The sequence below is a fragment of the Rothia kristinae genome (assembly GCF_016028855.1).
Taxonomy (GTDB): domain Bacteria; phylum Actinomycetota; class Actinomycetes; order Actinomycetales; family Micrococcaceae; genus Rothia; species Rothia kristinae.
Genome location: NZ_CP065738.1, coordinates 135,279 through 149,016, shown reverse-complemented (window position 1 = coordinate 149,016; position 13,738 = coordinate 135,279). Strand labels below are relative to the sequence as shown.

15 protein-coding genes are annotated in these 13,738 nt (G+C 71.7%); 6 read left to right on the top strand and 9 right to left on the bottom strand.

What is annotated here, in order from left to right; translation table 11 throughout:
* Positions 1-6: 6 nt before the first annotated feature.
* Complete coding sequence (locus I6G21_RS00630; RefSeq protein WP_061225066.1) at positions 7-843, bottom strand: glutamate ABC transporter substrate-binding protein; 837 nt, start codon at positions 841-843, stop codon at positions 7-9.
* A gap of 34 nt (positions 844-877) precedes the next feature.
* On the bottom strand, positions 878-1,660 hold the full coding sequence (locus tag I6G21_RS00625; RefSeq protein ID WP_061225065.1) for an amino acid ABC transporter ATP-binding protein: 783 nt from the start codon (positions 1,658-1,660) through the stop codon (positions 878-880).
* A 104-nt stretch (positions 1,661-1,764) separates the two neighbouring features.
* On the opposite strand from I6G21_RS00625, the gene I6G21_RS00620 reads away from it, so the two are divergent.
* From I6G21_RS00620 to I6G21_RS00605, 4 genes are all read left to right on the top strand, one after another.
* Positions 1,765-1,929 (top strand): hypothetical protein, encoded by a 165-nt coding sequence (locus tag I6G21_RS00620; protein WP_165590111.1) that lies wholly within the window; start codon positions 1,765-1,767, stop codon positions 1,927-1,929.
* On the top strand, positions 1,926-3,284 hold the full coding sequence (locus tag I6G21_RS00615) for a hypothetical protein (RefSeq protein ID WP_061225064.1): 1,359 nt from the start codon (positions 1,926-1,928) through the stop codon (positions 3,282-3,284). The genes I6G21_RS00620 and I6G21_RS00615 overlap by 4 nt, the downstream gene beginning before the upstream one ends.
* Before the next feature lie 119 nt (positions 3,285-3,403).
* Entirely contained in the window at positions 3,404-3,571 is a 168-nt protein-coding gene (locus I6G21_RS00610; RefSeq protein ID WP_064724935.1) for a DUF3117 domain-containing protein, read from the top strand.
* Between the two features lie 96 nt (positions 3,572-3,667).
* Positions 3,668-4,027, top strand: a complete 360-nt coding sequence (locus I6G21_RS00605) for a Sec-independent protein translocase family protein (protein WP_055684459.1) — start codon at positions 3,668-3,670, stop codon at positions 4,025-4,027.
* Between the two features lie 65 nt (positions 4,028-4,092).
* Here the strand turns inward: I6G21_RS00605 and I6G21_RS00600 are convergent, their stop codons facing one another.
* Genes I6G21_RS00600 through I6G21_RS00590 form a run of 3 tightly spaced genes read right to left on the bottom strand, consistent with a single transcriptional unit; the run spans position 4,093 to position 7,215 of the window.
* A complete protein-coding gene (locus tag I6G21_RS00600) occupies positions 4,093-5,250 on the bottom strand; it encodes an Mrp/NBP35 family ATP-binding protein (protein WP_061225063.1) in 1,158 nt (385 codons plus the stop codon).
* Positions 5,247-5,930: a DUF1003 domain-containing protein gene (locus I6G21_RS00595; protein ID WP_224799738.1), complete on the bottom strand. Its 684-nt coding sequence runs from the start codon at positions 5,928-5,930 to the stop codon at positions 5,247-5,249. Before I6G21_RS00595 ends, I6G21_RS00600 begins: the two co-directional genes overlap by 4 nt.
* Entirely contained in the window at positions 5,923-7,215 is a 1,293-nt protein-coding gene (locus I6G21_RS00590; protein WP_055684457.1) for a magnesium transporter MgtE N-terminal domain-containing protein, read from the bottom strand. The genes I6G21_RS00595 and I6G21_RS00590 overlap by 8 nt, the downstream gene beginning before the upstream one ends.
* Before the next feature lie 125 nt (positions 7,216-7,340).
* Between I6G21_RS00590 and I6G21_RS00585 the strand changes: the two genes are divergently transcribed.
* A complete protein-coding gene (locus tag I6G21_RS00585; protein ID WP_129357412.1) occupies positions 7,341-8,228 on the top strand; it encodes a general stress protein in 888 nt (295 codons plus the stop codon).
* 76 nt (positions 8,229-8,304) lie between these two features.
* On the opposite strand, the gene I6G21_RS00580 is transcribed toward I6G21_RS00585, so the two are convergent.
* Positions 8,305-9,867, bottom strand: coding sequence for an aminopeptidase P family protein (locus I6G21_RS00580; RefSeq protein ID WP_081046287.1), 1,563 nt, complete (start codon positions 9,865-9,867; stop codon positions 8,305-8,307).
* A 62-nt stretch (positions 9,868-9,929) separates the two neighbouring features.
* On the opposite strand from I6G21_RS00580, the gene I6G21_RS00575 reads away from it, so the two are divergent.
* A complete protein-coding gene (locus tag I6G21_RS00575; RefSeq protein WP_055684455.1) occupies positions 9,930-10,784 on the top strand; it encodes a PHP domain-containing protein in 855 nt (284 codons plus the stop codon).
* Between the two features lie 7 nt (positions 10,785-10,791).
* Here the strand turns inward: I6G21_RS00575 and I6G21_RS00570 are convergent, their stop codons facing one another.
* From I6G21_RS00570 to I6G21_RS00560, 3 genes are all read right to left on the bottom strand, one after another.
* Positions 10,792-11,622 carry a DNA-methyltransferase gene (locus tag I6G21_RS00570; RefSeq protein WP_055684639.1) on the bottom strand — a complete coding sequence of 277 codons (831 nt, stop codon included), beginning with the start codon at positions 11,620-11,622 and terminating at the stop codon, positions 10,792-10,794.
* Between the two features lie 59 nt (positions 11,623-11,681).
* The gene (locus tag I6G21_RS00565; RefSeq protein WP_129357413.1) at positions 11,682-13,322 is read right to left on the bottom strand and encodes a DEAD/DEAH box helicase; all 1,641 of its coding nucleotides are present in this window, start codon (positions 13,320-13,322) and stop codon (positions 11,682-11,684) included.
* A 177-nt stretch (positions 13,323-13,499) separates the two neighbouring features.
* Positions 13,500-13,733 carry a DUF3107 domain-containing protein gene (locus tag I6G21_RS00560; RefSeq protein ID WP_055684453.1) on the bottom strand — a complete coding sequence of 78 codons (234 nt, stop codon included), beginning with the start codon at positions 13,731-13,733 and terminating at the stop codon, positions 13,500-13,502.
* Positions 13,734-13,738 lie beyond the last annotated feature (5 nt).

Genomic DNA, 13,738 nt, shown 5'->3' with positions numbered 1-13,738 from the left:
GGGCCCCTAGGCGCAGGAGGAATCCGGCTTGGGCGGGTTGAGCTTCTCGTTGTAGTGGAAGTTCGCGCCCTTGGTGGCCTCGTCCAGGTCCTTCTTCCAGGTGCCGTCGTCCTCCATCTTGGTGATGGCCTCGTTGATCTTCTGGCACTTGTCCGAGCCCTTGGGCAGCCCGACGCCGTACTTCTCCTCCGTGAAGGTGTTGCCGACCACCTTGAACTTGCCCTTGTTGGCGTCCGTGGAGGCCAGACCCGCCAGGATGATGTCGTCCGTGGTCACGGCATCTACCGTCCCGGCCTCCAGGGCCCCGAGGCAGTCGGCGTAGCCGGACTGCTCCACCAGGTTGGTGCCCTGGGCGTAGGAGTCCTTGATCTTCTGGGCGGAGGTGGAGCCCTTGACGGAGCAGAGGTTCTTGCCGTTGAGGTCATCCGGGCCCGTGATGGAGGTGTTGTCCGCCTTCACGAGCAGGTCCTGGCCGGCCACGAAGTAGGGGCCCGCGAAGTCCACGGTCTTCTTGCGGGTGTCGGTGATGGAGTAGGTCGCGAAGATCATGTCCACCTGGTCGTTGGCCAGCATGTTCTCCCGGTTGGCCGAGGGCGCCTCGACCCATTCGATCTGGTCCTCGTCGTAGCCGAGCTCCTTGGCGACGTACTTCGCGACGTCGACGTCGAAGCCCGTGTAGGTGTCGCCGTCCTGGTAGCCCAGGCCGGGCTGGTCGAACTTGATGCCGATGCGCACGGTGTCGCCGTCGGAGCCGGAGTCCCCGCACCCGGTCAGGGCGAGGGACGCGACGGCGCCGAGGGCGGCGGCGGTGCTCAGGCGGCGGAGGAGGGTGCGGCGGGTCATGGTGTGCTCCTTCGGGTGCGGTGCTGCGAGGGCGTCAGTGGTTGAGGATCTTGCCGAGGAAGTCCCGGGCCCGCTCGGTCTGCGGGTGGGTGAAGAACTCCTCGGGGGTGTTCTGCTCGAGGATGCGCCCGTCGGCCAGGAAGACCACCCGGTCCGCGGCCTTGCGGGCGAAGCCCATCTCGTGGGTGACCACGATCATCGTCATGCCCTCCCGGGCCAGGGACTCCATGGTCTCCAGGACCTCGGTGATCATCTCCGGGTCCAGGGCGGAGGTGGGCTCGTCGAAGAGCATGACCCGCGGCTTCATCGCCAGCGCGCGGGCGATGGCCACGCGCTGCTGCTGACCGCCGGACAGCTGCGCGGGCAGCTTGTGGGCCTGATCGGCCACTCCGACCTTCTCCAGCAGCGCTCGGGCCGTGGCTTCGGCCTCCTTGCGGGACTTGCCGCGGACCTTGATGGGTCCCAGGGTCACGTTGTCCAGCACAGATTTGTGGGCGAAGAGGTTGAAAGTCTGGAAGACCATGCCGACGTCGGAGCGCAGCCGGGCCAGCTGATGGCCCTCGGCCGGCAGCGGTTGGCCGTCCACGGTGATCTCCCCGCCGTCGATGGTCTCCAGGCGGTTGATCGTGCGGCACAGCGTGGACTTGCCCGAGCCGGAGGGGCCGATGAGCACGACGACCTCGCCGGGGGCGACGGTCAGCTCGATGTCCTTGAGCACGTGCAGGTCCCCGAAGTGCTTCTGCACCCCGGACAGGCGCACTTCGGCGCCGGCCTGGGAGATCAGGGCGGTCTCGGTCAGCGGAGCGGTGCTGGGCATGGGACCCCGTTCGGTGGTGCGGACATGATGTGAATCAGATTATAGGAACAGGTGATGTCACGCACGTTACGCGACGGCGTCGCGGTCCCCGACGGGATGGGAGGATGAGGAGCATGAACTACGTGCTCGTGGGCCTGACGCTGATCGTCATGGCCGTGGTCATCATCTCCTGTGCTGTGCTGGGCACCGATCGCATCAGCGCCGCCGAGCGCCTGTCCGAGGACGGCCTGGACACCCCCGGCCCGGCCCGCGGCCCCCTCGAGCGGTGACCCAGTCCGACGCCGCGACCGCCGCGCCGGGCCCCGGGCCCGCACCGGGCGCCGGGCCCGCCGGCCGGCTCAGCCGCCGCCTCGCGCGCACCGTCGCCCCGACGCTCGGGCGCCTGCCCGTGTGGGTCGTGCTCCTGGGCATCTACCTGCTGACCCGGGTCTGGGGCTGGATCGTCTTCAGCCTCGTCGCCCGCCAGCAGGGGACCAACCCCTGGGTGGACGGGCCGATGGACTACGGCAGGTTCATCGGAATCTGGGATGCGGACTGGTACCGGCAGATCGCCGCGACCGGCTACCCGCAGCAGCTGCCCACCGATCTCGACGGGCACGTGCGGCAGAACCCGTGGGCCTTCTACCCGCTGTTCCCGCTGGCCACCCGCGCCCTGATGCGGATCACCGGCCTGGGTTTCGTGCCGGCGGGCGCGGCGATCTCCCTGGCCTGCGGGGCGGTCACCGCGGTGTTGCTCTACGGCTTCTTCCGGGCCTGCCGCCGCGACGGACGCTCCGCCGGGCTCACCTCGCCGGCCCGCACGATCGACGCCGGCCCGGCCCTGGCCACGGCCCTGGTCCTGCTCAACCCCATCGCCCCGATCCTGCAGGTGCCGTACGCGGAGTCCATGAACCTGATGTTCCTGGTCGCGGTGCTCTGGGCTCTGACGGCCCGGCGGTGGGGGATCTGCGCGGTGCTCCTGGTGCCCACCTGCCTGTCCCGGCCCGTCGGGGTGCCCCTGGGTGCCGCCCTGGGCCTGTGGTGGCTGGTGGGCTGGCTGCGCACCGTGCGTCAGGTGCGGTCCGAGTCCGGGGCCGCCTCCGCCTCGGCGGGGCGGGCGACGCTGCTGGCGCTTCGACGCACCCGCGCCGAGCTGGCCCTGGCCCTGTTCGCCTGCGCCTGCGCCCTGATCTGGCCCGGCATCGCCTGGGCCGTGACCGGGCGGCCCGACGCCTACACCGCCACGGAGACCGCCTGGCGCGGGGAGCACCTGCTGCCCGTGCAGCCGTGGTTCCAGCAGGCCCGGGTCTTCTTCGGTGACGCCGGGTGGCTCGCGCTGGCCCTGCTGCTGCTGGGCGCTTGGGCCCTGCTGGGCTCCCGGGCCGTGCGGGGGAGCCTGCCCGGCGCGGTGCGGATGTGGCTGGGCTGCTACGCGGTCTATCTGCTGGTGTTCCTCTTCCCGCAGTCCTCGACCTTCCGGCTGCTGCTGCCGGCCTTCCCGTTGGCCGCACCTCTGGTGGAGGTCTCCCGGTCCCGCGCCTACCGCGTGCTGCTGCTGGTGGGGGCGGGGCTGGGCCAGCTGCTGTGGGTCGGGTGGCTGTGGCACTGGAAGAAGCTGCCCAGCGGCGGGGACTTCCCGCCGTGATCGTCTCCCGGGCTGACGCATCCGGACGTGACCGGGCTATCATGGGAGAAGGTGTGCGGCCCGGACCATTCGGGGGACCGTCCATCAGGAACCGTCCAGAGATCTGTGAAGGAGCGACGATGGCCGCGATGAAGCCCCGGACCGGCGAAGGCCCCATGCAGGTGGTCAAGGAGGGGCGATCCCTCATCATGCGCATCCCGCTGGAAGGCGGCGGGCGCATGGTCCTGGAGATCACCAAGGAGGAGGCCCAGACGCTCAAGGAGTGCCTGGAGCCCATCACCGACTGATCCGTCGCGCGCTCCCCGCCGCCCCGGCCCCGACGTCGGGAGCATCACCCGCCGCGGGCGGGGATCGCGCGGGTCTCGACTGATACTCTGCCAACTGTGTTTGGTATCAACGGCGGCGAGTTCCTCGTGCTCGCGGTCATCGTCTTCTTCGTCATCGGGCCCGAGCGCATGCCCGAGTACGCGGCGCAGCTGCGGGATCTCGTGAAGTCCCTGCGGCGCACCGCGATGGAGGCGAAGGACGGGGTCAAGGAGACCTTGGGGCCGGACCTGGAGGGCTTCAACTGGCGAGCCTACGACCCCCGCCAGTATGATCCGCGCCGCATCGTGCGCGACGCGCTGCGCGAGGACGAGGAAGAGCAGCGCCGCGAGCGGGCCTGGGCCAACCGGCCGCCGCAGGAGAACCTGGTGCGCCTGGCGCCGGGGGAGCTGGCCCCCTTCGACACCGAGGCCACCTGAGCCCGCCTCACCCGATCAGCGCGACGGCGGCCCTCCGGTCCACCGCTTCGCAGACGCCCACCGCGTCAGAGATTCAGCGGCAGGGACCGCCCGGGCAGATCCCGGCCCCGGGAGCCCAGGGCCTGTCCGATCCGCCGCAGCGCGCAGCCGGCCGGGGACTCGGGAGCCGACCACACCACCGGGGTGCCTGCGTCCCCGCCCTCGCGCAGGGCCAGATCCAGGGGCACCGAGCCCAGCAGCGGGACGTCGTAGCCGAGATCCTCGGTGAGCCGCCCCGCCAGCCGCTGCCCGCCGCCGGCCCCGAACAGCTCCATCGTGGACCCGTCCGGCAGGAGCATGGCCGCCATGTTCTCCACGACGCCGATCACCTCCTGGCCGGTCTGCAGGGACAGCGTCCCGGCCCGCTCGGCCACCTCCACGGCCGCCTGCTGCGGGGTGGAGACCAGCAGCAGGCGCGCGGTGGGCAGCAGCTGCGCCATCGAGATCGCGATGTCCCCGGTGCCCGGGGGCAGATCCAGCAGCAGCACGTCCAGGTCCCCGAAGTGCACGTCCGTGAGGAACTGCTCCAGCGCCCGGTGCAGCATCGGGCCGCGCCAGGCGATGGGCCGGTTGCCGTCCACGAACATCCCGATGGAGATCACCCGCACGGATCCCGCGCTGGGATCCTCCCGGGTCCGGTGGGGCACCTCCACCACGGGCGGCAGGATCATGTCCTCCAGCTTGGTCGGGGCCTGGGTGATCCCCAGCAGCCCCGGCACGGAGAAGCCGTGCACATCCGCGTCCACGATGCCCACGGAGCGGCCCTGGGAGGCCAGGGCCGCGGCCAGATTGACCGTGACCGTGGACTTGCCGACCCCGCCCTTGCCGGAGGCCACCGCGTAGACCTGGGTCAGGGAATCCGGCTGGGCGAAGGGATTGGTCCGGGTGTGGCCCAGGCGCTCGCGCAGCCGCTGCCGCTGCTCGGGGCTCATGTAGCCCACGCTCACCGCGACGTCGTCGATCCCCGCGACCGTCAGGGCCGCCTCCCGCACGTCCTGCTCGATGGTGCCGCGCAGGGGGCAGCCCTGCACGGTCAGCAGCACGGAGACCTCCGCGCGGCCCTCCCGCACGACGGCGGAGTCCACCATGCCCAGCTCCGTGATGGGCCGACGCAGCTCGGGGTCGATCACCCGGGCCAGGGCATGGCCCAGGGCGGCGTCGAGATCCTCGACCGCGGGGCTCACGAGCCGGCCCCGCGGGACCTCCCGGGCTCGCCCGCGGCCCCGAGCGAGGTGCCGGGCCCCGTCTCATCGGCCTGGGCCAGATCCAGGATCGAGGTCTTGGTCTCCGGATTGGACTTGACCCGCTTGCGCCGCCCGGGCCGCTCGCCGCCGGACTCCTCGGCGTCGTCCTCGTCCTCGGTCAGCTCCTCCAGCAGATCCCGCAGCTCCGAGCGCACGAAGTCTCGGGTCGCGACCTCCCGTAGCACGATCCGCAGCGAGGCGATCTCCCGGGTGAGGTACTCGGTGTCGGCCAGGTTCTGCTCGGCCCGCTGCCGGTCCTGCTCGGCCTGGACCCGGTCCCGGTCCGCCTGGCGGTTGTCGGCCAGCAGCAGCAGGGGAGCGGCGTAGGAGGCCTGCAGGGACAGCATCAGGGTCAGCAGGGTGTAGTTCAGGGCCCGGGGATCGAACTGCAGGTTCTCCGGCATGAACGTGTTCCAGCCCAGCCACACGGCCACGAACACCGTCATCCACACCAGGAACTGCGGGGTGCCCATCCACCGGGCGATCCCCTCGGAGACCACGCCGAAGGCCTCCGGGTTGGGCCGGTAGCGGCGGTACCAGCGCGGCTTGGACTCCAGGGGCGTATCCAGACCGGCCGGGCGCACCTCGCGGGCGCGCCGGGACTTCGATGCCTCACTCAAACTTCCGACCTGCCTTCCGCACCGGGGTGCCGTCGTCGTTGGTCCGCCAGTCATCCGGCAGCAGCGCGTCCAGGACGTCGTCGATGGTGATGGCCCCGACCAGCCGGTCGTGGCCGTTGACCACCGGGATGATCGTCAGATCGTAGGTGGCCAGCACCCGGGAGACCTCCTCCAGGGAGGCCATGTCCCGGACCGGCTCGATGCTGCGGTCGATGATGTTGCCCACCGGCTCCGGCGGCGGGAAGCGCAGCAGCTGCTGCATGTGCACCATCCCGATGTACCGGCCCGTGGGGGTCTCCAGCGGCGGGCGGCACACCAGCACCGCTGCGGCCACCGCCGGGCTGATCTCCTCCTGCCGGATCTGCGCCAGCGCCTCGGCCACGGTGGCCTCCGGCGGCAGGATGATCGGCACGGGGGTCATCAGCGAGCCCGCGGTGCCCTCCTCGTACTCCAGCAGACGCCGGACGTCGTCGGCCTCATCCGGCTCCATCCGCTCCAGCAGGGTCTCCCGTTGGGCGTCGGTGAACAGCCCGAGCAGGTCCGCGGCATCGTCCGGCTCCATCTCCTCGAGGATCTCCGCGGCGCGCTGCAGGTCCAGGTTGGACAGGATCTGCACCTGGTCATCCTCCGGCAGCTCCTGCAGCACGTCCGCCAGCAGCTCATCCTGCAGCTCCTCGGCGACCTCCAGCATCCGCTTCTCGTTGAGATCCTGCAGGGCGTCGGCCAGGTCCGCCGGCTGGGAGTCCTCGTGGGTGGCCAGGAAGTGCTCGGCCCCCTGCGGGTCCGCGCTGCGCCCGGAGGTGACCTCGTCCCAGTCCACCACCAGGGCCTGGTTGCGGTTGCGGCGCATCAGCCCGCCTCCGGCGCCCACCCGGCGCACGAACAGCTCCGAGATGGACCAGTCCCCGTTCTTGGACTGCTCCATCGCGCAGTCCTCGATGGTCGCGGTCCCGGAGCCGTCCACGAACTCCACCCGACGGTCGAAGATCTGCCCGATCACCAGCTCCTCGGCGCCGCGCTGCTCGAAGCGGCGCAGGTTCACCAGGCCGGTGACGATCAGCTGGGTGGAGTCGATGCTGGTCACCCGCGTCATCGGCACGAAGACGCGCTTCTTGCCCAGTACCTCCACGACGATGCCCACGACCAGGGGGCGGGGGTGCTTGGGCAGATTGTCCCGGTTCAGGACGACGACGTCGCGCAGGCGCCCCAGCCGGTCGCCGAGCGGGTCGAAGACGTCCAGGCCCAGGAGTCTGGCGATGAAGATTCTGCTCGGTTGGTTGCTCACCCATCCAGCCTACCCGGCGCCCGGGGCGGGATCCCGGGCCCTCGCAGGTCCGCGCGCGGTTCACCGGTGGCGATCATCCGCGGGCCCTCCCGCGCGCGGGGGCGGGGTTGTGGACAATGGTGGACATGGCTACTTCCGGGAAGAACAGGCTCGCCGACCAGCGCTCGCTGCAGCTGTCCTCCACCGTGCCGGTGGGGCGGTACTCGCGGCACGAGGACGCTCAGGCGGCGGTGGATCTGCTGGCCGAACGGGAGTTCCCGGTGCAGCATCTGAGCATCGTGGGCACCGACCTGCGCCAGGTGGAGCACGTGGTGGGCACCCTCTCCTATGCCAAGGTCGCCCTCTCCGGGGCCCTGCAGGGGGCGTTCTTCGGGGTGGTCATGGCCTTCCTGATGATCGCCTTCGCCCAGGACAGCCCCGCCGTCGCGTTCACCACCGCGGTGCCGCTGGGCATCTTCTTCTGGATGATCCTGGCGGTGATCAGCTACTCCCGCAACGGCGGGGCCCGCAACTACACGGCGGTCGGGCAGATCGTGGCCGGCAGCTACGAGCTGGTCTGCTCCCCGCAGGAGGCGCAGGAGGCCCGGCGTCTGCTCGGCGGCGGCGCCGCGCCCAGCCCCTTCCGCCCGGCCCCGGGCCAGCAGACGGGTGCCCCCGGCGGGTACGGCCCGGGTGCTCCCCAGCAGGGACCGGGCTACGGCCAGGGCGGATACGGGGCCCCCGGCCCGCAGGGCGATCCCCGCTCCGGTGGGGGACAGCCGTCCGGGGGACAGCCGTCCGGGGGGCAGGCGCCGCAGGCCGGACCCGGACAGGCCGGACCGGCCGCCCAGCCGGGGACCCCTGAAGCCGACGCCGCGGCGTCGAGCTCCCAGCCCGGCCAGGAGCACCAGACCGGCCAGGAGCAGGCGGGGCAGACCGGCGGGCAGAACCCCCGGCGCACCCAGGCCGCGGACTACCAGGACCTGCCCGACGGGCGTCCCCGCTACGGCATCCGCGACGAGGACCACCGCTAGGCCCCGCTGAGATGCCGGATCCTCGCATCTCAACACGGAACCCTCATCTCACCGCCCTCGGGAGCGCAGAGGGCGACTAGCCGGCCAGCTCGGCCATCCAGGCCTCGATCTCCTCGGTGGTGCGCGGCAGGGCCGCGGTGAGGTTCTGCGCCCCGTCCGCGGTGATCAGCACGTCATCCTCCAGGCGCACCCCGATGCCCCGGTACTCCTCGGGCACCGCGAGGTCATCCTCCTTGAAGTACAGGCCGGGCTCGATGGTGAAGACCATGCCCTCCTCGATGATCCCGTCGATGTACAGCTCCCGCTTCGCCTGCGCGCAGTCGTGCACATCCAGACCCAGGTGGTGGCTGGTGCCGTGCGGCATCCAGCGGCGGTGCTGCCCGCCCTCATCGGAGACGGCCTCCTCCACGGAGACCGGCAGCAGCCCCCAGGAATCCAGAGACTCGGCCAGGGAGCGCATGGCCGCGGCGTGCACGTCCCGGAAGCGGTTGCCGGGCTTCGCGGCGGCGAAGGCCGCCTCCGAGGCCGTGAGCACGGCGTCGTAGATGCGCTTCTGCACCGGGGTGTAGGTGCCGTCCACGGGGAAGGTGCGGGTGATGTCCGCGGTGTACAGGGTGTCATCCTCGACGCCGGCGTCCACGAGCATCAGCTCGCCGTCGCGCACCGTGCCGTCGTTGCGGATCCAGTGCAGCACGGTCGCGTTGTTCCCGCACGCGGCGATGGTCTCGTAGCCGACGTCGTTGCCCTCGGTGCGCGCGGCGGAGAAGAACGCCGTCTCCACGACCCGCTCCCCGCGCCGGTGGGCCTTCGCGGCGGGCAGGGCGCGGATGATGTTCTCGAAGCCGGTGACGGTCGCGGCGATCGCCCGGCGCAGGTTCGCGACCTCCACCTCGTCCTTGATCAGGCGCAGCTCGGACAGGGCCTCGGTCAGGGCCGCGTCCTGGGTGTCCGCCTGCTCCAGGTCCACCCCCGTGTTGTACCGGGAGGTGTCCACCAGGGCGTCCACGTTCAGATCCACCTCGCGCACCAGGCGCACCTGCACCCCGCCCAGGGCCCGGTTCCCGGCGTTCTTGGTCACCGCGACCTCCAGCTCGGACAGGTCCGCTGTGGCGATGCCGTACTCCGCGTGGATCTCCTCCAGCGTGGGCTGGGGGCCGACCCAGAACTCCCCGTAGCGGGGGTCGGAGTAGAACTGGTCCGTGTCCCGCCCGGCCAGGGGCCGGAAGTACAGGGTGGCCTCGTGCCCGGAGCCGTCCGCGGCGGGTTCGGCCAGCGGCTCCATGACCAGCACCGCGTCCGGCTCGTGGTCCACGCCCAACCCGGTCAGATGCGCGAAGGCGGAGTGCGGGCGGAAGCGGTAGTCGACGTCGTTGGAGCGAACCTTCAGCGGGCCGGCCGGGATGACCAGGCGCTCGCCGGGGAATTTCGCCGAGATCGCGGCTCGACGGCGCGCGGCGGCCTCGGCCACCTCGGCGCGGGCCGGCAGCTGCTCGGAGCGGGGGGCCCACTGGGAGCCGATGAACTCCTTGAAGGCGGCCGAGCGCGGGGGCTGGGAGCGGTTGGTGACCCGCTCGCCCAGCGGCTGGTTCTCCCCCTCGGGCAGGGGGGTCTCTGCGGGGGTCTGGTTCTGGGAAGTCATGTGCCCACGATAACGCGGGGCGCACGCGCCGGTCAGCGGCGGGTCGGCGGTAGCCTGTGGCTGTGCGCATCGATCTGCATACCCACTCCACCGTCTCGGACGGCACCGAGAGCCCGGCCGAGCTGGTGCGCGCCGCGGCGGCCGCCGGCCTGGACGCCGTCGCCCTGACCGACCACGACTCCACCGCCGGCTGGGCCGAGGCCACAGAGCAGGCCGAGCGCTGCGGCATCGAGCTGGTTCCGGGCATGGAGGTGACCTGCCAGGATCCGCGCGGGATCTCGGTGCACCTGCTCAGCTACCTCCAGGACCCCCGGGATGAGGCGCTGCTGGGGGAGATCGAGCGGACCCGCCGGGCCCGCCGGGTCCGGGCCCGGCTCATGGTGGAGCTGCTGGCCGAGGACTACCCGATCACCTGGGATGACGTGCTGGCCCAGGCGGGCCGGGACGCCACGGTGGGCCGCCCGCACATCGCCGACGCCCTGGTGGCCGCAGGTGTCGCCCCGAACCGCTCGGCCGTGTTCGCCACGATCTTAGGCGGCGGTTCCCCGTACTACGTGCCGCACCGGGCCATCGACGCGGTGCGCGCGGTGCGGCTGGTGCGCGCGGCCGGCGGGGTGCCGGTCTTCGCCCACCCGGTGGCCAGCGCCCGCGGCCGCGTGGTGGGGGAGGAGACCTTCGAGGCGATGGTCGAGGAGGGGCTGGCCGGGGTGGAGGTGCACCACCGGGACAACCCGGAGGCGGGACGGCGCTGGCTGCTGGACTTAGCGGCCCGTCACGACCTGCTGGTCACCGGCTCCTCCGATTACCACGGGGAGGGCAAACCCAACCGGCTGGGGGAGAACACCACGGATCCGGAGGTGCTGGCGGCCATCCGGGAGATGGCGGGACGGAAACCGCTGAACCCGTCAGGAGGCTGAGCCGTGGTCACGGGCCGAGTCGGGCGGAATCGGGCTGGTCGAGGACCCGCGCGGCGGGCAGGCGCTCGGTCATGACGCGCACGGCCTCCTCGCTGCTGTCGATGCACACGTAGCGGCGCCCCAGCGACGCGGCCGCCGCCCCGAGCGTGCCGGAGCCGGCGAAGAAGTCCAGCACCCAGTCCCCGGGACGGGAGGAGGCCGCGACCATGCGGCGCACCAGCCCTACCGGCTTCTGTGTGGGATACCCCGTCTTCTCCTTCCCCGTGGGGGAGACGATGGTGTGCCACCACACGTCGGTGGGCATCTTGCCGCGCCGCGCCTTCTCCGGGGTCACCAGCCCCGGGGCCATGTACGGCTCCCGATCCACCTCCGCGGCGTCGAAGTGGTACGCCTTCGGGTCCTTGACGTACACCAGGATGTTGTCGTGCTTGGTGGGCCAGCGGCGTCGGGCCTTCGCCCCGTAGTCGTAGGCCCAGATGATCTCGTTCAGGAAGCACTCCCGGCCGAAGACCATGTCGCACATGACCTTCGCGTAGTGCACCTCCCGGTAATCCAGGTGCAGGTACAGGGTGCCGTCCGGGGCCAGCAGCTCCCAGGCCTGCTCCAGCCGGGGCAGCAGGAACCCCCAATAGTCCTCGAAGGCGTCGTCGTAGCGGGTCAGCCGCTGCAGCACCGAGGCGTAGCCGCGTCCCTTGAACCCCGTGCGGTCCGCGGCCTGCCCGTCTCGGGCCGGGGCCGTCGTCAGGGTGCGCCGCACCTGCGCCCGCCCCGTGTTGAACGGCGGATCCACGTAGATCATCGAGAAGGCGCCGCGCGGCAGCTGCGGCAGCACATCCATGTTCTCGGCCCGGACCACCAGGTCCGGGCCGTCAGCCTCGAGGAGCACGCGCGATCGGATCAGGCGCCCTGCGCGGACCCGGAGCCCCCGGTGCGCCGACGACGACGCCGCGGGCGGCCCTCGCCGGACTCGCCCGAGCCCGCCGTGTTGTCGCCGCCGCGCTGCTCGCGCGACTGACGGCCGGGGCGATCCTCGGAGCGCCGGGACCGGCCGGAACCACCCGAGCGGGGGCCGTGGGAGCGCCCGCCGTCGGACCGGGAACCGCCGGAGCGGCGTCCCCGGGAGGACCCGCCCTTCCCGGAGCGGGACTCGGGTCCGCCCAGGTCCTCCAGGCGCTCCGCCTCGAGCCCGGCGTGGGTGCGCTTGTCCTTCGGCAGGCGCCCCTTGGTGCCCTTCGGGATGCCCAGATCCGCGTACAGGTGCGGGGAGGAGGAGTAGGTCTCCACCGGCTCCGGGACCCCCAGGTCCAGGGCCTTGTCGATCAGGGACCAGCGCGGCACATCCTCCCAGTCCACCAGGGTGATCGCGGTGCCCCGCTTGCCGGCCCGGCCGGTGCGCCCGATCCGGTGCAGGTAGGTCTTCTCATCCTCCGGGGCCTGGAAGTTGACCACGTGGGTCACGTCCGTGACGTCGATGCCGCGGGCAGCCACGTCGGTGGCCACCAGGATGTCCACCTTGTCGTTGCGGAAGGCGCGCAGGGCCTGCTCCCGGGCACCCTGGGACAGGTCCCCGTGGATGGCCCCGGCCGCGAATCCGCGGTCCACCAGCTCCCGGGCCAGCCGGTCCGCGGCCCGCTTGGTGCGGGTGAAGATGATGGTGCGGCCCCGGCCCTCGGCCTGCAGGGCGCGGGCGATCAGCTCGTCCTTGTCCATCGGGTGCGCCCGGTAGATCACCTGGGTGATGTCCTTCTTCGTCGCCCCCTCATCATCCGGGGAGGAGGCGCGGATGTGCATCGGATGGGACATGTACCGCCGGGCCATGCCGATCACCGGGCCCGGCATCGTCGCGGAGAACAGCATGGTCTGACGCTTGTCCGGCACGGCGGAGAGGATCCGCTCCACATCCGGCAGGAATCCCAGATCCAGCATCTCGTCGGCCTCATCCAGCACGACGGCGTGCACCTGGGAGAGGTTGAGGATCTTCTGCCGGTGCAGGTCGATCAGGCGCCCGGGGGTGCCCACGACCACCTCGACGCCGCGCTCGAGCTCCTCGATCTGCGGCTCGTAGGCCCGCCCGCCGTAGATCGTGGCCACGCGGGCGTTGCGGGTGCGGGCCGCGGCGGTCAGGTCCGACCCGACCTGCACGGCCAGCTCCCGGGTGGGCACCACGATCAGGGCCTGCGGGGCGCCGGGGCAGGTGAGCTTGTCCCAGCCGGCGTCGTCCCGGCCGACGACCCGCTGCAGCACGGGCAGGCCGAAGCCGAGGGTCTTGCCGGTGCCGGTCTTGGCCTGCCCGATGATGTCCTGCCCGGACAGGGCCACCGGCAGGGTCAGGGACTGGATGGGGAAGGGGTGGGTGATGCCCTCGGCGGCGAGGGCCTCGCAGATGTCCTGGCGCACGCCGAAGTCCGCGAAGGTCTTCTCCGGCTCCGGGGCGGGGGTGGTGTCGGTCAGGGCCTGCTCGATGCTCGCGTCCGTGCTCGGCGCGGCCTCGGCGGCGGAGCCCTCGGGGCTAGGGTGTTCAGCGGTGTTCTGGCTCATGGATGAAAGGGGTCTCCCAGGGTCTCGTGATCGCCTCCACTGTACCGCGCGCCGCGCGTGGGCCTTCGCCTTCGGGAAGGGGCGGGCGGCGTCGGTGGCGGGGGCGTGGATGCGCGCACGGGGACCCGCACCGTCAGTGCGCGGGTCCCCGTGCGGGTGGTTTCGGCTGCGGGTTGCTCAGGCCTCGGAGAACGGGCCGAAGCCGATGTGGCGCTTGGTGTCCGCGCCGATCTCCACGTAGCCCAGGGCCTCCCCGGGCACCAGGGTCACGTTGCCCTTGGCGTCGGTCAGCTTCAGCAGGGTCTTGTTCTCGATGGCCTCGGCCACCTGCCGGGAGATCTCCCCGGCGTTCTCGGAGCTCTCCAGGACGACCTCGCGGGCCACATCCTTGATGCCGATCTTGATCTCCATGTCTC